17 protein-coding genes are annotated in these 20051 nt (G+C 53.5%); 9 read left to right on the top strand and 8 right to left on the bottom strand.

Annotation, left to right across the window (positions count from 1 at the left end):
* The first annotated feature begins 187 nt into the window (after positions 1–187).
* From OHL19_RS21425 to OHL19_RS21415, 3 genes are all read left to right on the top strand, one after another.
* A complete protein-coding gene (locus OHL19_RS21425) occupies positions 188–2506 on the top strand; it encodes a winged helix-turn-helix domain-containing protein (protein ID WP_263359884.1) in 2319 nt (772 codons plus the stop codon).
* Between the two features lie 149 nt (positions 2507–2655).
* Positions 2656–2871: a hypothetical protein gene (locus tag OHL19_RS21420; protein WP_263359883.1), complete on the top strand. Its 216-nt coding sequence runs from the start codon at positions 2656–2658 to the stop codon at positions 2869–2871.
* A gap of 191 nt (positions 2872–3062) precedes the next feature.
* Positions 3063–3224: a DUF3309 family protein gene (locus tag OHL19_RS21415; RefSeq protein WP_263359882.1), complete on the top strand. Its 162-nt coding sequence runs from the start codon at positions 3063–3065 to the stop codon at positions 3222–3224.
* Positions 3225–3370: 146 nt separating this feature from the next.
* On the opposite strand, the gene OHL19_RS21410 is transcribed toward OHL19_RS21415, so the two are convergent.
* The 8 genes from OHL19_RS21410 to OHL19_RS21375 form a co-directional block, all read right to left on the bottom strand.
* Entirely contained in the window at positions 3371–4930 is a 1560-nt protein-coding gene (locus OHL19_RS21410) for a DHA2 family efflux MFS transporter permease subunit (RefSeq protein WP_263359881.1), read from the bottom strand.
* A 28-nt stretch (positions 4931–4958) separates the two neighbouring features.
* Positions 4959–6419 (bottom strand): HlyD family secretion protein, encoded by a 1461-nt coding sequence (locus OHL19_RS21405; RefSeq protein WP_263359880.1) that lies wholly within the window; start codon positions 6417–6419, stop codon positions 4959–4961.
* The gene (locus tag OHL19_RS21400; protein WP_263359879.1) at positions 6419–7795 is read right to left on the bottom strand and encodes a TolC family protein; all 1377 of its coding nucleotides are present in this window, start codon (positions 7793–7795) and stop codon (positions 6419–6421) included. Before OHL19_RS21400 ends, OHL19_RS21405 begins: the two co-directional genes overlap by 1 nt.
* A gap of 708 nt (positions 7796–8503) precedes the next feature.
* Positions 8504–10003 carry an FAD-dependent oxidoreductase gene (locus OHL19_RS21395; protein WP_263359878.1) on the bottom strand — a complete coding sequence of 500 codons (1500 nt, stop codon included), beginning with the start codon at positions 10001–10003 and terminating at the stop codon, positions 8504–8506.
* A gap of 38 nt (positions 10004–10041) precedes the next feature.
* Complete coding sequence (locus OHL19_RS21390) at positions 10042–10200, bottom strand: hypothetical protein (protein ID WP_263359877.1); 159 nt, start codon at positions 10198–10200, stop codon at positions 10042–10044.
* Positions 10201–10360: 160 nt separating this feature from the next.
* Positions 10361–11413, bottom strand: a complete 1053-nt coding sequence (locus tag OHL19_RS21385; RefSeq protein WP_263359876.1) for an inorganic phosphate transporter — start codon at positions 11411–11413, stop codon at positions 10361–10363.
* Between the two features lie 11 nt (positions 11414–11424).
* Positions 11425–12048 (bottom strand): DUF47 domain-containing protein, encoded by a 624-nt coding sequence (locus tag OHL19_RS21380; protein WP_263359875.1) that lies wholly within the window; start codon positions 12046–12048, stop codon positions 11425–11427.
* A gap of 145 nt (positions 12049–12193) precedes the next feature.
* On the bottom strand, positions 12194–13393 hold the full coding sequence (locus tag OHL19_RS21375) for an acetate/propionate family kinase (protein WP_263359874.1): 1200 nt from the start codon (positions 13391–13393) through the stop codon (positions 12194–12196).
* Between the two features lie 304 nt (positions 13394–13697).
* Here OHL19_RS21375 and OHL19_RS21370 point away from each other — a divergent pair, with 304 nt between their 5' ends.
* The 6 genes from OHL19_RS21370 to OHL19_RS21345 are packed head-to-tail and all read left to right on the top strand — an operon-like array spanning position 13698 to position 19986.
* Positions 13698–14576 carry an STAS domain-containing protein gene (locus OHL19_RS21370; RefSeq protein ID WP_263359873.1) on the top strand — a complete coding sequence of 293 codons (879 nt, stop codon included), beginning with the start codon at positions 13698–13700 and terminating at the stop codon, positions 14574–14576.
* A 6-nt stretch (positions 14577–14582) separates the two neighbouring features.
* On the top strand, positions 14583–14981 hold the full coding sequence (locus OHL19_RS21365; RefSeq protein ID WP_263359872.1) for an STAS domain-containing protein: 399 nt from the start codon (positions 14583–14585) through the stop codon (positions 14979–14981).
* Positions 14959–15366, top strand: a complete 408-nt coding sequence (locus OHL19_RS21360; RefSeq protein ID WP_263359871.1) for an anti-sigma regulatory factor — start codon at positions 14959–14961, stop codon at positions 15364–15366. The genes OHL19_RS21365 and OHL19_RS21360 overlap by 23 nt, the downstream gene beginning before the upstream one ends.
* Entirely contained in the window at positions 15357–16421 is a 1065-nt protein-coding gene (locus OHL19_RS21355; RefSeq protein WP_263359870.1) for an ATP-binding SpoIIE family protein phosphatase, read from the top strand. The genes OHL19_RS21360 and OHL19_RS21355 overlap by 10 nt, the downstream gene beginning before the upstream one ends.
* Before the next feature lie 5 nt (positions 16422–16426).
* Entirely contained in the window at positions 16427–18550 is a 2124-nt protein-coding gene (locus OHL19_RS21350; RefSeq protein ID WP_263359869.1) for an ATP-binding protein, read from the top strand.
* Entirely contained in the window at positions 18547–19986 is a 1440-nt protein-coding gene (locus OHL19_RS21345) for an ATP-binding response regulator (RefSeq protein WP_263359868.1), read from the top strand. Before OHL19_RS21350 ends, OHL19_RS21345 begins: the two co-directional genes overlap by 4 nt.
* The last annotated feature ends 65 nt before the right edge of the window (positions 19987–20051 follow it).

Below are 20051 nucleotides of genomic sequence, written 5' to 3'. Positions count from 1 at the left end.
ACAATTTCGTCAATCCGAAAAATGCTCAACGGTCTTTCTCCGACAGGAAAGAAGTGAACTTTTGGAGCTTTGGTATCCTAAAAACATTATTTCTTCCGAGACGCCCCAATCCGTATGTGATGGCTATCGGTTCGGCCAATTCGAGGTTTGGCCTCGAAAAGGTCTTTTGCTGCGCGGCGAAAAACGCGTGCGAATCGAAGAGCTTCCATTCCAGCTACTACTCGTATTGCTGGAGTCGCCAGGCGAGGCGGTCACCAAGGAGACGTTGCACAGCCGTCTGTGGAGTGACCGGATCTTCGGCGAACTCGACAATGGCCTGCACGTGGCTGCAGCGAAGCTGCGCGAGGCTCTGGGAGAAAAAGCTGGCGCGACACAATATATAGAGACGATCCGGCGACGCGGCTACAGATTCAATGGCGAGGTTGAGCCATTCTTCAACTCTCCAGCCGAGACCCCTGCTGTGCCCGGCTCCGTTGAGCTCGCTCCTGACTTAACTCTCGCCTCCGCATCGGCTGCATCCGCTCTACCCTCTCCGGCGGCTCTCGCGCTCACCGATACGCCAGCACCGAAGACTGCTGAGACACAAATCCGGCAGCGCTATTTCCGTATTGGCCTGACTTCCCTTTTAGTTCTCTTCGCCATTGCCGTGGGTGCCTTATTCTTTTACCGGCGCCCGAGCATCTCGCAGATTAGCCGTTCGGACCAGGTTGTGCTCGGCGGCTTCACCAATCTCTCCGGTGATAATTCCTACGATGGTCTGGAGCATGCTTTCCGAGTCAAGCTGGAGGAATCACCGTATCTGAACCTGGTTCCCGATCAAAACCTCCTGAGGCTGGTTTCCGAGCCGGCTTCGGCGTCGCTTCCGCAATTGCAGAAGGGCTGCCTGTCCCTCGGCGGCAAGGTCTTGATCACAGGGTCAATCGCATCCCGAAGCTCAGGCTACGAAGTTACGACTGCCGCGCATAGTTGCGCAACCGGCCACCTCCTGGTGAGCCAGACAGTCAAGGCGGGGAGCCGAGACACCGTGATCACCGCCCTCGACCAGGCAACGGATCAACTGCGGAAGAACCTCGGCGAACCTGCGGCCTCGCTCCAGAGATTCAACGTGCCGCTGGCTCAGGCCACAACCTCGTCCCTGGCGGCGCTCAGGGCTTTCACGCTTGGCGAGGAGAAGCGCAACATCGGCCAGGAGTTCGATGCTATTCGCGATTACAAGCTTGCCGTCGATCTGGACCCTAACTTCGCAATGGCCTATGCCCGTCTCGGCACCATCTACTCCAATGCGGCAGAGTTGACTCAAAGTGCCGTGTACTACCAAAAAGCATTTGACCTGAGAGAACACACCGCGGATCGCGAACGGCTCTATATCGCGGCGCACTACTACTCGATCTCAGGACAGACACAGCGCACGATCGAAGCGTACGAGCTATGGCGCTCGCTCTACCCTCGGGACTCATCTCCGTATGAGAATCTCGCTATCGAATATCTGGAACTGGGCCAACCGGAGAAAGCCAAGAGTATCGCGCTCACTGCCGTGCAGTTGGATGCGGCGTCCTCACTCTCCAAGGCCATACTTGCGCGGGTGTATCTCGAAACAGGCGAACAAAACGCCCTGCGAACCCTTTGCATCAGCGAACCAGCCCCAAAAAGCAACAGCGCCATGCTGCATGCGGCTTGTTACCTGCTCGCCTTTCAACAGAATGATGAAGGTGCGATGGAAGAGCAGATTCGATCGGCACACGGAAATACTGCGGAAAGCGAACTGCTGGATGATGTAGCCTGGGTCGCCATGTATCAGGGAAAACTCAGCCTGGGAAGAAAGTTCTTCGCGCAAGCGCGTCAGGCTGCCTTGGCGCAGGGATTTTCCGAATTGGCTGCAACTGTGGATGTGGACGAAGCGGATCTGGAGGCTGAGTTTGGATATCCGCGCCAGGCGCGCACACTTGCTCTCGACGCATTGCGGCTTGCTCCGGACGATATGAGTATCGAAGCCTTAGCCGCCTTAGCGCTGGCTCGCAGCGGAGAGACCGCACTTGCAGAGTCAAAGGCGGTAAAGGCCTCTGGCCAGGCTCCGCTCGACACCATTCTCAATGATGCCGAACTGCCCTCGATACGTGCCGCGATCCAGTTGCAAAAGCACAACCCGCTGGCAGCGATTCAATCGCTCGAAGCTGTCCGCCCTTACGACGGATGCAGCGCTCTCGCTTTAGCCCCCGCCTATTATCGTGGCCTAGCGTATGAAGATGCTGGACATCCAGAGCAGGCTGTAAGCGAATTTCGTAAAGTTCTGGAGCATCGTGCGCTGGTACCGGACTCCCCTTATGTCCCTCTGGCCGCATTACAACTGAGCAGGGCTCTGCACCGAATAGGCGATTCGAAGGGCGCAGCCGAAGCTGAACGACAGGTTCAACTAGCCTGGCGGCATGCAGACCCTGATTTTCTGCCCCTTCGCTTATATAGAAGTGAGCAAGCCAAAGTCTCCCGCGACACTCAGAGTCGCAGATGAAGATTGGCTTTTCATAGGGGCTCGCATCGCATCACTCTCATGCTTCGGCACAGATCTCGCGGCATGAAACCCGATCGCTCCCTACGGCATGAATGAGCCAACGAGGAATTTGTCGGATCTCCGACGGCCGCTGTCAGATCGATGCGGCGTTGCAGAGCACCATTGATCGAAGCGACGCGCAGATAAGTGCGGACGGCGGTCTACATAAGGACATGGGCTGGAGTGCGGGATCTCTCCTCAATGGTCGCGGCAACAATACATGGCCAGCCACAGCCGGTGGTGCGATCGTCTTCGGCAGCACGCGCAACGCAGTACGGCTGCAGAGAGACATAACACAGCAGATTTATCTCATCGCTGTCCAATAGCGATTCGACGTTTATTCCCTGGATAGGAGATTTTTAGATAATGAAATTTTTCGCGCGTTGGATGATCCCTGAGACATCCTCTTTGAATCAGTTTTCATCTATCTCTTCAGTTCTATATTGATGCGCAATATTGTCATCAACTTCCACTTTACGTGGGACTGTGGAATTGGTCCCAGCAAGGGCGGCTGTCCATGCAATTGATTCTTCTTCTGATAATTCTCCTATTGCTCGCAGGCGGAGGCGGCTACTACATGGGTCCCGGCATAGGTTATTACGGTGGCGGCGGACTTAGTTTGCTTCTGTTGATCCTCATCCTCTTCCTGCTCTTCGGCAGAGGGCGTAGCAGGCTCTGATCAAAGCAAACCGCTTATCTCTACCGCCGAATGCGATCTGTTCTGGCCACCGCGATAGCCAGAACAGATCGCATTTACGAGCGCTTCTCAATGCCAGCCTCAAAGAGCGTCGATTCAAATTGCCGCCAACCCTCGTTTAGTCACCGTCACGCCTCGCCTTTAGCACCCGCTTTAGGCCTCTTCAGTAAAAAAGCAAACGGTATACAGATGGCGCAAGTCAGCGCAAAATAACGCAGCACATCAACGTATGCCCAAAGCTGGGCCTGACTATTCAGTGTTGAGTTCGTTATAGAGAGGGCGCGCAAAGTTGAGCGGCCAGGGCCAGCATGCTTTTGCATTAGTTCAGTGAGAGTATTGAGTTGGCGACGCAGCATCCAGCTTGCGCCCGTATACCAGTGAACATTGTCATTGCGATGAGCTTGAAGATGACGCTGAGCGATCGTATTCGCAGCGGAGATTCCAACGCTTCCCCCGATATTACGGAGAAAATTGAAAATGCCGCTGGCGTTCCCCGTTTCCCCTTTGCCCAACGTGCCAAGGGCGACCTTAGACAAAGGTACGAATATCATCGCCAACCCCAAGCCGCTGATCGTTGTTGGCCAGAAGAGCGTCGTAGGAGAGATGTCGAGAGTTAAAAAGCTGAGCCAAAGTCCAGACCCACCCAGGACTGCGAATCCCGCAGCAACGATGAGACGGGGATCCATCTTTGATACGAGTATTCCGACCGCGACAGAAGAGGCGATTGAACCAAGACCGCGTGGACTGACTGCAAAGCCTGACGCCGTTGCGCTGTAACCCAGCAATGTCTGATAGAAGATTGGCAGTACCGTCGTCAGGCCATAGAGAACGCCGCCTAATGCAAAGACCAACGCACAACCTATGGCGAGATTTCGATTGGTGAGAGCTCGTAAATTTACAAGTGGCTTCTCGTGCGTGAATTCACGAACCAGGAAAGCAACAAAACCAAGGACTGTGACGACGGCAGCAACGGTGACCAACGTATCGCCAAACCAGTCCAACTCCTGACCCTTATCGAGAATGAATTGCAGGCAACCAATCCAAAGCCCCAGGAGTCCCAGACCAACTCCATCGAACTTTCCTGGCTTTGCATTCTGATACTCCGGGGGGTCTTCCAGAAACTTGCTCTGCAGCACCAGAGCCAGAATACCCACGGGAATATTGATGTAGAAGGCCCATCGCCAGGACACAGCGTCCGTCAGATACCCACCAAATGCCGGTCCAATGACAGGCGCAAGAACTACGCCGAGCGCATACAGTCCGAGCGCCTGCCCTTGCTTCTCTGGAGGAAAGCTCTCGATGAGGATTGCCTGCGACAGCGGTTGCAATGCCCCACCGCCTGCACCCTGAATAGCACGAGCTAACAAGATGAATCCGAGCGTGGGCGCGATGCCGCAAAGAAACGATGCAACGGTGAAAACCATTATCGAAAACATCAGAAATCGCTTGCGGCCAAAACGAAGCGAAAACCAATTACTCGCCGGCAGGAAAACAGCATTAGCCACAAGATAAACAGTCAACACCCATTCCGCCTGATTGGTCGTGGAGGCTGTGCTGCCTGCGATGTAAGGCACGGCAACACTGGCGATGCTCGTATCCATGACCTCCATGAATGTCGCGATCATTACGGCGACCGCAATCAGCCAGGGACTATGCTTGGGCTTCCATTGCGTAGCTCCTCCTGGCATCAGATATCTCCCCTAGCTTTGACACGGATCATCGCAGCCAAACCTTAGGTTCGACAGACATGCCCGGCGCGAGCCGTTCTGCTCCAGGCTGGTTGGGCTTGATGCGGATGCGAATTGGCAGACGCTGAACGACTTTGACGTAATTCCCCGTAGCGTTTTCTGGAGGCAGCAGACTGTAGACAGCACCGCTGGCTCCGGGAAGCGCTTCTATATAACCGTCAAAATCGAGGTCTATAGCATCTACATGAACGGTGACCGATTGCCCAGCATGCATGCGCTCTATCTGCGTCTCTTTGAAGTTGGCAGTTACCCAGATGTCGTTGGTCTGCGTGAGCGCAAAGAGTTCCTGGCCAGGAGCGACCTGCTCTCCTATCTGCACCTCCTTATCTCCAATCACACCGTCTTCTGGAGCGTAGATGCGGGTGTATTCAAGATTCAGTTGAGACTGATCGACTTGCGCTTTAGCGGCTTTTTCATTCGCCACGCGCTGCTGCAGCGTTTCTCGCTGTACAGCGACTTGCTGAGGAAGATTCCGCTTGGCCTGCTCGCTTCTTTGCTTCGCTGTACCGAGTTGTGCTTCCGCTTGTTTCACGGATTTCTCTGCGGCCTCTGCCATCTCTTTGCGCGAAGCAACAACTTGAGCTTGTGCGCGAGCCTCAGTCGCGCGCTGATCATATACCTCGCGCGACACCTCTTCCTTATCCACGAGAAGCTTGTAGCGCTGCTCTTCACGATCGGCGTTTGCACGGTTAACTTCTGCTTGACTCAGATCCGCAAGTGCAGAGCGATGCCGCTCTTCGGCTGCCGCAACACTGGCCTCCGCATTGATGACGTCGTAGTCGGAGTTGATCACCTGCGTCGATTCGTTGGTGCTGGTAATCGGAACATTCGGCTCCTGAGCTCGTACACTCGCCTGCGCCTGCGCATAGTTGGCGCTGGCTTGCTCCTTCGCAACCGAATTATCTCGATCGTCCAGCTGCGCGAGTAACTGCCCCTTCTTCACGTGATATGTATTTTCAACATAGACCGCAGCTACGAAACCGTTGATGCGCGCACTGATCGGATCCGTGCGGCCATCGATAAAGGCGTCGTCTGTATTCGTATAGCTATCAAGATAATTCCAAAGCAGTATGCAGGCAATGACCAACACAACAAAGCCTATGACGATCAACACGCTTGCAGTCGGATGCTGTTTTATCCAACTGCGGGCCCGATCTTTCAGCGGAGGTTTTTTATCTTTTTCTTTATCATCCTCTTCACCATTTTCTTTTTTGTCGTTTCCTCCTTCCTTATCATCTTTTTTGTCATTGCCGTCCTGTGTATTTCCCTCTTTCGACCGCTGTTCCTGCTGTTGCCGCATACGATCAAGCTCGGCACGTAACCGATTCTGCTCGTCATACAGCATACGCATGGCGAGGTTGCGATCTGCTTCGCCCGCCTGCATAGGATTAGCCTGTTGGAATGAGCTTCCTGGTTGCTCTTCGGGCATTATTGTTTCCTCAAAAGTTGTGGCAATGTTTGTTCAGCGTCGCCCATGGCTCGTGCCAACGACACCTTGGCCAGGTTGTGCTCATAGACCGCAGTGATAAAATCCTCATCGGCTTGGGCGACGGATTGCTGGGCCTGTACGAGCTCTACGGTGTCAGTAACTCCGGCGACGAACCTATCACGAGACTGTTCGAGAGTTTCATGAGCAAGCTCGACGTTGCTCTTTGCAACCTCAACCTGATCGGCAGCAGAGTTCATATCGATGAATGCTTGACGCACATCCTGGTCGATCTGCCCGCGAAGATCTTCATATTCTGACTTGCGCTGGCGAAGCACCGACGACGACTGCTCGATGTCACCATGAATCCTGCCGCCCTCAAAGATGGGAATTGAAAGTGTGCCCGCAACACTGTAAACGCCGGTTGATTCGTGAGTTGGAGTCACTCCCGCGGCGCCAAAGTCCGCATTGACATTCAGGCTCGGCAATCGTTCAGCGTGCGCCGCCTTGATTGAAAATTCCGCAGCCTTGACTCCCGAATTAGCAGCCTGCAGATCAGACCTCCGCTCAAATGCCTGATGAAGCGCCGTCTCCAAAGTGAAGTCAACCTGCGATTCAAAACGATATTCATTCACAGCCTTGTATTTTTGGCCCAGTGGGAGCCCGATGATGCGCGCCAGGTTTAGCTTCTGTGTCTCCAGGTCCGCCTGAAGCTGACGAAGCCGCTGCTCTTCGGTTTGCAACTGCACCTGCGAGCGTGTAACGTCCACGCGAGGAACCAGACCAGCCGCAAGACGGTCTACAGCTTGTTTGTAAATAGCGCGAGAAACCTCTACCTGCGCAGCCGTTGCCTCGATCCTGGCCATGGTTGATACCTGCTGAAGGTACGATCCACTTACAGCGAGAACAATGAGATCCCGGGCATTTCGAGATGCTTTTATATTTGCCTTTAGGCTCTCGCTTGCTCCGCGCAGATTGCGGATCTTCACCAAATCGAAGACGCTCTGATTGAGTTTTGTTCGTGCATCGTAAAAATTGAACTTCACTGATTCAGGAAAGGTATTGACCTCTACGCCCTGCGTCCTCAAGTTCAGTCGCTCAAACTCTTCCGACACGGCCACATTAAGCTGGGGCATCAATTCGCTTCTAGCGACTTGGCGTTGACCTGTGGCCTGTTGAATCGCGGATGATTCAGTGATGGCTCCCAGGTTTTGGCGCAGCCCCATCTTCAATGCATCTTCCAGCGTGAGATTCAAAACACCATCTTTCAGCACACCCATTGGTACGCTGCCGTTATACGGCTGCTGCGTCGAGATAGAGCTGTCAATCACATTGACAGAGTTGCCAGCTGCTGCGGCTGTAGTTACCTGCATGGACATGACTGAGCCCGGTGCCCGGCCTGACGGCGGTAGTTGAGTTGCACGTGACGATGTAGCACTCGCCTGCGAAGGTCCTTGTGCCTGACTAGGCAGGCCCCCGAAAATGAAGGTAATGAAGGCCACGCACACTACCAACCTTGAACGCGTCAGGACTCGCTTGGTCGCTTGCACTGCGCAACCGCACAAAAATAATAAGTTTTTCAGCAAACCTTCTTCATCATTGTTTGTCTTCATGACATTTCATAATCAGTGAGCAAAAGCGTGCAACTTAATCGACAGCGCGACTGCGATAGTTGCAGCTCAACAAGCGCAATTCGTCTTATAAGACCTAAACCCACTTTTGCAGTGAGATGCAGATTCTGTCGAAGAAGTTGATTCCATGAATGGATTCAGTGAAACTCGCTCAAGGATGATGTTGCCCACTCCAGGGAAACACTAGTTCAGCAACCCGGTATTCGGATTGGTACGATCCGTTCACCCGCGCAGATGAATGCGCTGACGGTTGACACGAGAAAGGAAAGAGGAAGCCTTCATCGCAAGACGAAGCGATTGCAATGCTCGAAGCAGCAGTTCTGCATAGCTTGTCGGAGTCAGATGTTCTGCTAACCGAAATGATCGACGTACAGCCGAGCCAGCCCTCGAGAATCTCCCACAAGATTTAAGTCTCTAAGCTCTCATCCATACAGTTCTCGCTACTTACACAGAGCACTAGCCTCGGCTGGCAATAGAGCGAATCGCTCGGTTCGCAGTGCTCAGCGATAATGGTTTACGCATTAACTCAGCGAGCAATGCCGTCTCGGTTTCTTTAGCACAACTCACAACAGCTTTGACCTTACCCCGCGTAGTCATGAAGGCAATGAAATCTAATCTATCGACATCACCAACTATCGAAATGTCTTCCCACTCAGTAGCATGACCGAGATAATTGATTTTCTTCTCGAAATGATAGGTCCAGAAAAACGGAACGGATTCGACATCCGCCCGCTGACCGAGCATTTGTTTCGCAGCGGCCATTCCATGTTGTTGCGCAACTCTCCAGTGTTCAATACGCCGGCCTCCTACGTTAGCAATGTCACCCGCAACCCAGACGTGCCCATCGGCACGTAGCGATTTGTCCGTAAGCACGGAACCATCAGCGGCAAGAGGAAGGTCGTGTTCAAAATCAAGTTTAGGTACCACTCCCACACCGAGAACGACGAGATCAGCATCGATAGGCACGACCTTGTCACCTTTTTGTAAAAGCACTCGATTATTAGTCAGTTGAATAATTTTGACACCCAGGACAAACTTCACACCTTTCCGCTTGTGTAAAGAAAGCAGAGCACTGGAGATCTCGCATCCAAACTGCTTCTCAAATGGAAGCTCCTCTTCTCCGATTACTGTGACTTTGAGTCCACGCTGGGTAAGAGCGGACGCTGCTTCCATCCCGATGAAGCTGGTACCAATGATGACCGCGTGGCTTTTAGGGAGAGCCGCTCGTCGCAGACTTTTGAGATCCTCCGTATGACGAATGACATGTATTTTATCTGTCACCTTCGTTGGCAATTGCTTCGGCTTACCGCCTGTGGCGATGAGTGCAGCATCATACTTAAATCTGGACCCATCGCTAAGAGTAACCATCTTCCGATCAGATTGAAGCCTGACCAACGATGCAGTGATTCGAGTAAGATTCAGGTCATTCAGTTCTTTGAGTTTTGGAACAGGCTCTTTTCCGCTAAGCGACATCTTCGTCAGCATCGTCCGATCAATCGGCTCCTCGCTATGCGGATCAACCATAAGAATCTTCCCTGAAAAATGCTCATCCCTCAGCGTTTTAGCAGCCATAGCGCCCGCAGCGCCGCAACCGACGATTAGAAACTTTCGCTTGTCTGTCGCGTGCATTGATACGGGCTTTTTAGCATCAGGTACAGAGACGAATACACCTTCCCTTCCCTCCCGGATCGAATATGTATCAAGCGATTGCATAGCGGGAGGCTCAATCAATTTTCCATCCGGCAGATTGAAGGTCCCCATGTGCCACGGACAAACAATTCGACCATTGCAGATCGCGCCTTCCTCAAGTGGACCACCCGCGTGGGGGCACTTGCTCTGTATTGCTATGAGTTTGTGATGGTGCCTGAGAACGAGCATCTCGGTCTTGCCAACATTGAAAATCTGTCGCTGACCATCCTTCAGTTTGGCAGCTTCGTAGAGCTCAAACTCACGCATCCCTTTCTCCCTGAACGACTCCTCTAGGTATCACCTGCTCACTTGTGATTGTGCGGTCTTTCAATTTCCGAGCTCTTGGTGATTTCGCTCTCGGTGGTTTGCTCGATTTCATCTTCAAGCACGCCCTTTTTGATTGCTTTCTTAACAGCTTTCTTGACCGCCTTGATTGCTTTAGCCCTTGCTTTCTTTTTGGCCATGCGCGACTACCTCTCATTCGTAAGTGCTATCACAGCGAACGTAAATCTTATCCAACTCACCCCACAAACGAAGTTCCCTTTTGACCATGCTGTCGCGATGAATCGAGAACACATTTGCGCATAAGCGTTGTCTCATGCTTATAAGAAGCAGGTCTCCCAGTTATTGGATGAAAGGTTGAATTGCGAAGTGAGCCAAAGCATACCCTCCAGCTCCAATCAGGGCCGCTGCGGGGAACGTAACGACCCACGCAATCACAATCTTTTCTCCCCATATCCATCGAACGGCATGCCAGCCCCGTGTCGCTCCCACCCCAGACACAGCCCCTCCAATTGCATGCGTAGTAGAGATAGGAACACTGGCCAGTGTGGCAAGGCCAATCGTGGTGGCAGCGGCCAATTCAGCGGAGAAGCCTCCAACCGGACGCAGATGCGGAGTGATGCGTGAGCCTATCGTTTTGACGATCCGCCACCCACCGGCCATCGTGCCCAGTGCCATCGCCGCGTGGCAGCTAAGAATAATCCACCACGCAATCTCATGTTTTCCGGCTAGCCCCTGAAATCCGGAATGGCTCGCTTTACCCCATTGCTCGTGGCCTGCCGCAGCGAGCAGAGCTACGATGATGCCCATCGTTTTTTGAGCATCATTCGTGCCGTGGCCAAGCGAGTAGAGCCCCGCAGAGAGAAGCTGTAAATGGCGAAAGCGCTTCTCCGCCTTATAGCGCTCCGTCTTCCGCATCATCCAACCAACCATAGTCATAATGAGCCAGCCCAGGATCATCCCGATGACTGGCGAGATGATCAGAAACACAATCACCGGTACCCATCCTTTAAGCAGGATGACACTGAATCCTGCCTTAGCGATTGCAGCGCCCGCGTATCCACTGATGATGGCATGGGAAGAACTCGTCGGCAGCGCCATCAGCCACGTAATAATGTCCCAGGCGATGGCACCTATCAGACCACCACAAATGACATAGACATCGACCGCCTTTGGATCGATCAGCTTATTGCTGATGGTCTGAGCCACACCAGTTCCGAAAAGAAAGGCCGCAACGAAATTAAAAAATGCAGCCCAAAGGACCGCCTGTACCGGTGAAAGTACACGAGTGGTCACAACGGTTGCCACGGAGTTGGCCGCATCGTGAAAGCCATTGAAGAAATCAAAAATCAATGCGACGGCAACCAGGACAATGACAAAATAGAGGATCGGCATAATAGTTCCTCTCAGCCATTCTTGAGTAACACGCGAGCCAGCGTTTCTGTCGCGTCTTCGCAGCGTTCAATCGCTTCTTCCAGGAGATCATGCAATTCTTTTTTCTTGATCACTTCGAGAGGGTCAGGATTTCCCTGAAAAAGATCTCCTAAGAAGGTCTCTCGATCGCGCTTGACCAATTCCATGGCATCCGAAACAGCGTCTAAATCCGGCTTGAAATCCTTCAGCTTCTTTTGCTTGCGCAAGCCGTGGATAATGCCATTGAGTACGCTGGCAATAGTCGAAAGATTCTTCGCCTGACCGGTGAGGGTCGGATGCAAGTCTTTCAACCTGTAGAGACGAAATCGTTGCGATAGTTCTGAAGATCTATCGACGACGCCATACATTTCGTTGATGAGACCTAGAATGTCTTCGCGATCGAGCGGAGTGATAAAAGCCTGGTCGAGCCTAAGCAGAGATTCACCAAAAATCTTACGAGCCGCAATTCGATCCTGTTCAATGTTGTACAGTTGGCCATCAAAACTTGGGAAGCTCGAGACTATGCCTTCCAACTGCTTCGCAGTGCTGACAACACGATCAGCCAACTGCTCAAGCTCATCATAAAACTTGTCATCTTTGGGGAGAAGGTTGAACATGTCAGACTCCTTGCAAGCTAAGATGCCTCCTTAGATTACGGTTGTGTGAATTGCCAAATTTATCCGTCAATCCATTTTGCAAATCGCACAACCTTGCGAACGGCAGATTCGTTTCTCGATCCCCCATCGAGATGCCGATCGAGAATCAGGTAGTCCCGCTGAAAATACGTGAGCATTCGTGGGCAAGTTGAAGTCCCTCGTCCGAATGAAGAACCCACACAGCGGTTTTTGAATTGGGAGACGACAGCAATGTATCCCCTGTCATCACGTCTTCGTTACGATGAGCATCGACCTCTACGCCCAACCCGTGAAGCCCTTCGAGAACATATCGCCTGATTTCAGGAGTGTTTTCCCCTATGCCTCCTGCAAAAACGATGGCCTTGGCGTCACCCAGAATAGCGAGGTATGCGCCAATATTTGCTCGCACGCGATACGCATACATCTCAAGTGCAAGTTGGGAGCGAGCGTCTGTGTTCTTGCGCAGGACGCGCGTATCAAGCGACTGGCCAGAGATACCCAACAAACCGGATTTTGACTCGAGTAGATGAATCGCCTCATCCGCCGATAGCCTTTCGTGTTTCATTAGGAATGGCACGATAAAAGGATCGACGGAGCCAGAGCGGGTACCCATCATCAATCCCTCAAGCGGCGTAAACCCCATCGATGTTTCAACCGATTTACCGTTGCGGATGGCGCAGACCGAGCTACCGCTTTCAAGATGTGTAGTGATGAGGCTGGCTTCTTCGATTGGAGTTCCAGTTAGGTAACAGAACTGGTCCAACTGATATCGGTGCGAGATGCCGTGAAAACCAAACTTGCGGATGTTGTGCCGATCCGCTATTTCCAGGTCGAGAGGGTAACGCCAGGCGACTTCTGGAACCGAGTGATGGAACGCAGTGTCGAAGGCTGCAGCGATCGGAAGATTCATTCGATGTTGCTGGATCGCGCGGATCACTCTTGCTGCATTGGGATTATGGAGCGGCGCCAACTCTGCGCGTACTTCGATTTTTTGCAGGACATCCTCATCGACCTCAACAGCTTGCTGAAAGCTATCTCCGCCATGAACAACTCGCACAGCCGCGAGTTCTGGTTTGGATAGATCCTGATGATCGAGCGCTTCGAGAACGGCTTTCATCGCAGCGTTAAAGTCTCCACCACTTAGCTTTTTGTTGAGTATCTGTTCGTCTCCGCGCTTTATTACAAGCGAAGTATCTTTGCCGATATCGTCGATAACTCCCGTGAGGATGCGATGCCCCTCGCCAGCGCGTGATTGAGAAGACTGCGTCTGAACGAGATCAAATTTCAGCGAGTTGCTACCAGGATTAACGCAGAGGATTGTCGGCACAAGCGAAGCTCCTATATAGCCGGTTTGGATTCCAGCTAGGTTTGCCGGGATGCCCTGGAGCCTGATCACTATTGATCTAATTACTGTTGATCTAATTTTAGGATGGTAAAAACTAAGCGAATCCAGAGCAGCAAGGCCCAAAACCACTAGGATTCGAAAAACAATGTGTTTCGGCTAATTTAGCGAGCGGCATGTTCAGTTGCAAGCTGTGAAAAGGGCGCCGATGTTGATAGACTGATCCTCGTTCCAAGCCATTGTTCTAAATTCCCTGCCGCAGGGTAATGGCAAGCATTGAAGGAGAGTCATGAGTGACCTATTCCAAGCGATTCAGAAGAATCGCGAATCAATCCTCAAGGAATGGCTGGAAAGCATCCGCGTGGCCAGCCGCCGCCGCAACATTATCGATGACCGCGAATTAGAGAGTCAGACCGCTGAGGTTCTGTCGGCAATCGTCGATGCGCCCTCCGGAACCAAACTGGCTGACGTGAACGCGCCAGGTTGGCAGCCCCTCAAAGATCTTTTGAATAGCCTCTCGATGTCCCGTGCCACCCTTGGTTTTACTCCCTCGGAAACCGCGCTCTTTGTGCTGTCGCTGAAGCCGTCCCTCTTCTCGATCGTTCGCTCCATCTCTGGAGATAACGCAGACCAGCTATTTCTGCAGATCACAGAAGTGAATGACTTCGTAGACCGGCTTGCCCTCTACACGACAGACAGTTTTATCGCCGGCCGAAACCAGGTCATCATGAGACAGCAGGAGGAAATGCTCGAGCTCTCGACACCTGTCGTCACCCTCTGGGACGGAATCGTTGCCCTGCCGCTGATCGGCACCCTGGACAGTGCGCGAACACAAGTGGTCATGGAGTCGCTCCTGCAGGCTATCGTTCAGACCAACTCACGGTTCGCCATCATCGACATCACCGGCGTGCCGACAGTCGATACGCTGGTCGCTCAGCACCTGCTCAAAACCATCACCGCAGCCCGCCTGATGGGCGCCGAGTGCATCCTGAGCGGAATCCGGCCTCAGATCGCTCAAACCATCGTGCACCTGGGAATCAACCTGACCGATGTGATCACCAAGGCAAGACTGGCCGACGCATTCAAGCTGGCGCTCACCCGAAGCGGGCGCACGGTTGTTCGCACCGATAAGCCTGCAGCCGTTACAGCCGCTACCCGGGAGAACTGAGATCCGATGGAACGAATACCAATCCTTCGCATGGGCAACTTCCTCCTGGTCACCATCCAGGTCGACATGCATGACAAACTGGCCCTGACACTGCAGGATGATCTGACCAACCGCATCGCCGAGGTTGGAGCAAAAGGCGTGCTGATCGATATCTCGTCGCTTGAGATCGTCGACTCCTTTATTGGCCGAACCCTTGCTAATATTGCCTCTATGGCGCGCGTTCTTGACGCTCTAACCGTGGTTGTAGGCATGCAGCCCGCCGTCGCAATCACCCTGGTGGAGCTTGGAATGTCTCTGCCCGGAATCCACACCGCTCTCAATGTTGAGTCTGGCATTGAGTTCCTGAGACAAAACGTGTCGGAATATGACGATAAGGATGACGATGGGGACAATACAGAAGTCTGAGACGGTCCCGATCAAGAACGGTTCAGACGTAGTATCGGTAAGGCAGCGTGTCCGCTCCTTGGCGATCGAGATGAAGTTCGGCCTGGTCGATCAGACCAAGATCGTCACGGCAGCTAGCGAACTGGCGCGCAATACCCTCGATTACGGCAATGGCGGCCAAGTGGAGCTGAGCGCAATTCAGGACGGCATCCGCACCGGCTTAAAGCTCTATTTTTCGGACAACGGCCCAGGCATCCCCGATGTCAAACTAGCCTTATCCGACGGCTACACCAGCGGCAACGGCATGGGATTGGGACTCGGCGGCAGCAAGCGTCTCATGAATGAATTTGAAATTGATACGGCACCCGGTCTCGGGACAAGGATAACTTGCATCCGATGGAAGTAGTGAGTTTAACCAGTCTCGCCATTCCAATCAATTCGAACGACTCCAGCCAGATCGGACACGCCCGTCGGCTGGCCAGCTCTCTCGCTACGTCGATGGGCTTTGGAGAACTGCGGATCGCGGAGCTCGGCATCATTGTGACCGAGGCCGCCCGCAATATCGCCAATCACGCTGGCCAGGGCACCATTCTGCTCTCGCCCCAGCCCGCAGGTCGGCCTGACGACGAAGTAAGAATCGATATCTACGCGCTCGACTCGGGGCCAGGAATCCTGAACATCCCGCGAGCCCAGGTTGATGGATTCTCGACCGCCGGTACTCCCGGTCAGGGCCTCGGCGCAATCTCCCGGCTGGCCAGCGATACGCACATTTACTCCGCCCCCCAGAAGGGAACCATTCTCTTCGCCAGCGTGAGTCGTAATTCTGAATCTGGAATACAAACCTCCGAGTTGCTAACCTCCCGCGAATTGAATGATCAAGACAGGCCCCCCAGTTGCGCTGCGATCTGCATTCCCATTCACGGAGAAACCGTCTGCGGCGACGCATGGGCCTGGCATCACACGCGGGACCGGCAGATCTACATCCTTGCCGACGGCCTCGGCCATGGCCCCAATGCTGCAGAAGCCTCCCAGGAGGCATTGCGGGTTTTTGAAACGAGCTGGGCCCAGCCTCCGGAGCGCATTCTCAAAGAAATTCACGGCGCTCTTGCCAAGACACGCGGTGCCGCGGTTTCGATTGCAGAAGTGCTTCCCGACGCTGGTGTCGTCAATTTCGCGGGTGCCGGCAACGTCGTTGGTGCCGTTCACTCCGGCGGTAAGACCCGCAATATGGTTTCGATGAACGGGACAATCGGGCATTCAGTCGCCCGGCTCCAGCAATTTTCTTACCCCTGGGAACGAAACTCCATCCTGATCATGCATTCAGATGGACTTACAACGCGTTGGAATGTAGAACAATATTCTGGACTTTCATCGGGTCATCCCGCCCTTCTGGCTGGCGCACTCTTTCGCGATTTTCAGCGCGGACGGGATGACGCGACGGTTCTTGTCTCCCGGAGATAGAGTGAGTGAGCGAATCAGCTAGATTCTCCATATCGACTGTAAAGCTGCGCCAGGATCGCCACGTCGTCCATGCCCGGCAGCGCGCAAGAGATGTCGCAGCTCTCCTTGGATTTGATCACCAGGAGCAGATTCGACTCGCAACCGCTGCCTCGGAACTGGCCCGGAATGCATTCCGCTACGCGTCCGGAGGCGCCGTCGAGTTTCTCGTAGTGGATGACGTTCCTCAGACTTTCATCATTTACGTCACAGACTCTGGCCCTGGAATTTCCAATCTGGATACGATCCTGAATGGTCAGTACGTCTCCAAAACCGGCATGGGCCAGGGCATCATCGGCACCAAGCGCCTCCTGGAGATTTTCAAGATCCGCTCCTCGCCATCAGGCACACAGGTTGAGGCCGGCAAGCCGCTTCCGCCGACAGCGCTCAGGTTCGACGCCAATCGGATCAAGCAATTGATCGCGAAACTGGCACAAACCAGCCCGTCGGATCCCTTCGACGAGGTCGAACGCCAAAATCAGGAATTGTTGAAAACTCTGGCGGAGCTTCGCGAGAGTCAGGAAGCGCTCGCTCAACTGAACAGCGAACTGGAAGATACCAACCGTGGCGTAGTCGCACTCTATGCAGAACTCGATCAGAGAGCCGTCGATCTGACTCGCGTCTCTGACCTCAAGACCCGTTTTTTATCGAACCTTTCGCACGAGTTTCGCACCCCTCTAAACTCCATCTCATCCCTGAGCCGTCTACTCCTCGACCGGTCCGACGGCGAACTCACCCCCGAGCAGGAAAAGCAGATCAACTATATCCAGCGATCTGCCGGAGAACTCTCCGAGCTGGTCAATGATCTGCTCGATCTTTCCAAGGTCGAGGCAGGCAAGATCGATGTCAAGCCTCGACACTTCGAAGTTCAGGAACTCTTCGGCTCACTGCGCGGAATGCTGAAACCACTGCTCGGCGGCAATAGCCTCGATCTCATCTTCGAGGCCAATCCCGACATTCCACCGCTCTACACCGACGAAGGCAAAATTTCCCAGATCCTGCGGAATCTCATCTCAAACGCCTTGAAGTTCACCCGCCGCGGACACATCCGGGTCACCGCGGAAGCTGACGCCACAACCATCATCTTCCGCGTCGCCGACACCGGCATCGGAATCGCACGAGAGGATCAGGAGCGCATCTTCGAGGAGTTCGTTCAGATCGATGGCGAACTGCAGAGCAAAGTCAGAGGAACAGGTCTGGGTCTTCCTCTCTCCAAACGGCTCGCGGAACTTCTGGAAGGCAGTCTCGAAGTGGAAAGCGAAGTCGGCGTTGGATCGACCTTCATCGCCAGGATGCCCATGCGTCTCGATGGCTTTCCAACCCCCTTCGACCCATCTGGATCGCCCAACGGAACGGGCGCAACCATTCTCTTTATCGAAGACAATCGCGAGACCATGTTCGTCAACGAATCATCGCTTAAAAATCAGAACTATCATCTCGTATTCACCTCAAGTATCCCCGAGGCCCGCGCTGCAATTCGCCGTTTCCCGCCTGCCTTGATCGTTCTCGATCGCATCCTCGATCAAAAGGATTGCCTGCATTTCATCCTCGAGAGCAGGGAGATCGGCTACACAGGTCCTGTCCTTGTCGTCAGCGTAGTCGATGATGCCAGGGAACCAATTGAAGCGGGAGCCACAGCGTTTCTCCCCAAGCCCATTGCCCCACTTACCCTGGTCAATACCATCCGGGAAATCGTAGATGGAAAGAAATCCAAAACCATCCTGCTTGCAGAGGATGATGAGGTCACTCGCTACGTATTAGGAGACAGGCTCGCAAAGCTGGGCCTGCGTATCCTTGAGGCCCGTAACGGAAGAGATGCGATCCGCATGGCAACGGACTATTTGCCCGATGCCATGTTCCTCGACATCATCATGCCCGACCTGAATGGATTTGAAGTGCTGCGGGAACTGCGCAGCAACCCAATTACGGATGAGATTCCAGTCGTCGTCCATTCATCGAAAAGTCTCTCAAACAAGGAGATTGAGACACTTACCAGCGGAGGAGCGATCATCTATCCCAAGGAAGCATTCAACGATCAACAGAGCACCGATCGATTGCACCGCGTACTTGGCTCCGTGGGGATCGAACTGTGACATCCAGCCCCGCCAGGGTTCTCATCGTAGATGACCGGCCGGCCAATCGCTATCTGGTCACCCACACGCTCCGCCGATTGGGATTTGATGTCCTCGAAGCATCCACCGGGAAAGAGGCATTGGAGCTCGCAAACCAGCACCCCAAGGTCGTTATACTGGATGTAAAGCTCCCCGACATTCTCGGTTACGAAGTTTGCCGACGCCTCAAGGCGAATCCGCTCACCGCGCACATTCCCGTGCTGCAACTATCCGCCGCGTTCCTCAGTAGCGAGAGCAAGGTACACGCACTTGAGAGCGGCGCCGATGCCTTTCTCGCTCAACCGGTCGATTCAAACCTGCTTATTGCAACCGTCAAATCGCTGATCCGTCTGCACGATGCCGAGGCGAGCACCAGGCTTCTCGGTCAACAATGGCAGGCCACCTTCGACGCTCTCAGTGAAGGCGTTGCCCTGATTGATATGTCAGGAGCGGTGCAACGCAGCAATCGAGCGATGACCGGTTTTCTAGGTCGCTCCTACAGCCAGATTGAAGCAGTCTCATTCCAGGAGTTGATGCATCACAGCTTCGGAATCGAAATCGGAGCGACTGACTTTACGCCAGCTAGAGAGGTCGAGCGCGATTCACGTTATTTCCGCTTTTCCCTGGCCCCCGTAATATCTCAGGAAACTCTGAGCGGAAGCATCTTGGTTCTGTCCGAGATCACCGATCAAAAACGTGCCCAGGCAGCCATCGTCGTGAACGAAAGATTTGTCGCAACTGGACGAATGGCCAATACCATCGCACACGAGATCAACAACCCTCTCGAAGCCATCACCAACCTGCTCTACCTGCTAAATACTTCTCTCTCCGATCAGGAAACCTCGAAAAAATATCTAACCTCCGCTCAGGAGGAGCTAGATAGAGTCTCGCGTATCGCAAGGCAAATTCTCTCCTTCAACAGAGAGTCCCTGGTTCCTGTTTCCATCCTGCTACCGGAACTCCTGAACGATGTTCTAGCCTTCAGCAACCGGGACATCCTCAAGAAAAACCTCAAAATTCGTAAGGAATGGCCAACCAACCTGCGAATCGATGGCTATCCGGCACAGCTTCGTCAGGTATTTTTGAACTTGCTGCGCAATGCTGTCGAAGCGTCTTTCGAAAACGGACAAATCCGAATCAGAGTATCCCAAATCAGCAAATGGGGCCCGAATCTCGAGCCGGTAGTCCGAGTATCCATCGCGGATAACGGAGTTGGCATTTCATCGGCGGTTTTGCCCAGAATTTACGAAGCGTTTTACTCCACCAAAGAGCTGAAAGGCTCCGGCATCGGCTTGTGGCTCAGCGCAAATATAGTCCAGGAACACCGAGGAAGAATCACAGTCAGAAGTTGTCATGCCAGTTTGAACTCGGGTACCTGTTTTACCGTGGTGCTTCCTTGCATACAGGATAGGACGTAAACCGCTTTGCCCGTTTTGGCCTTTGAATACGACTATGCCTGAATTTCAAAGGCTGATACTTCGGA

The organism is Acidicapsa ligni (assembly GCF_025685655.1).
Taxonomy (GTDB): Bacteria; Acidobacteriota; Terriglobia; order Terriglobales; family Acidobacteriaceae; genus Acidicapsa; species Acidicapsa ligni.
Note: the sequence above shows the minus strand (reverse complement) of the source record. Positions and strands in the feature narration are given on the sequence as shown.

Coding starts and splice junctions, on each gene's coding strand:
- OHL19_RS21415 (WP_263359882.1), top strand. CDS start 3,063: ATGCAATTGATTCTTCTTCTGATAATTCTCCTATTGCTCGCAGGCGGA.
- OHL19_RS21410 (WP_263359881.1), bottom strand. CDS start 4,930: ATGCCAGGAGGAGCTACGCAATGGAAGCCCAAGCATAGTCCCTGGCTG.
- OHL19_RS21405 (WP_263359880.1), bottom strand. CDS start 6,419: ATGCCCGAAGAGCAACCAGGAAGCTCATTCCAACAGGCTAATCCTATG.
- OHL19_RS21400 (WP_263359879.1), bottom strand. CDS start 7,795: ATGTCCATGCAGGTAACTACAGCCGCAGCAGCTGGCAACTCTGTCAAT.
- OHL19_RS21395 (WP_263359878.1), bottom strand. CDS start 10,003: ATGCGTGAGTTTGAGCTCTACGAAGCTGCCAAACTGAAGGATGGTCAG.
- OHL19_RS21390 (WP_263359877.1), bottom strand. CDS start 10,200: ATGGCCAAAAAGAAAGCAAGGGCTAAAGCAATCAAGGCGGTCAAGAAA.
- OHL19_RS21385 (WP_263359876.1), bottom strand. CDS start 11,413: ATGCCGATCCTCTATTTTGTCATTGTCCTGGTTGCCGTCGCATTGATT.
- OHL19_RS21380 (WP_263359875.1), bottom strand. CDS start 12,048: ATGTTCAACCTTCTCCCCAAAGATGACAAGTTTTATGATGAGCTTGAG.
- OHL19_RS21370 (WP_263359873.1), top strand. CDS start 13,698: ATGAGTGACCTATTCCAAGCGATTCAGAAGAATCGCGAATCAATCCTC.
- OHL19_RS21365 (WP_263359872.1), top strand. CDS start 14,583: ATGGAACGAATACCAATCCTTCGCATGGGCAACTTCCTCCTGGTCACC.
- OHL19_RS21360 (WP_263359871.1), top strand. CDS start 14,959: ATGGGGACAATACAGAAGTCTGAGACGGTCCCGATCAAGAACGGTTCA.
- OHL19_RS21355 (WP_263359870.1), top strand. CDS start 15,357: ATGGAAGTAGTGAGTTTAACCAGTCTCGCCATTCCAATCAATTCGAAC.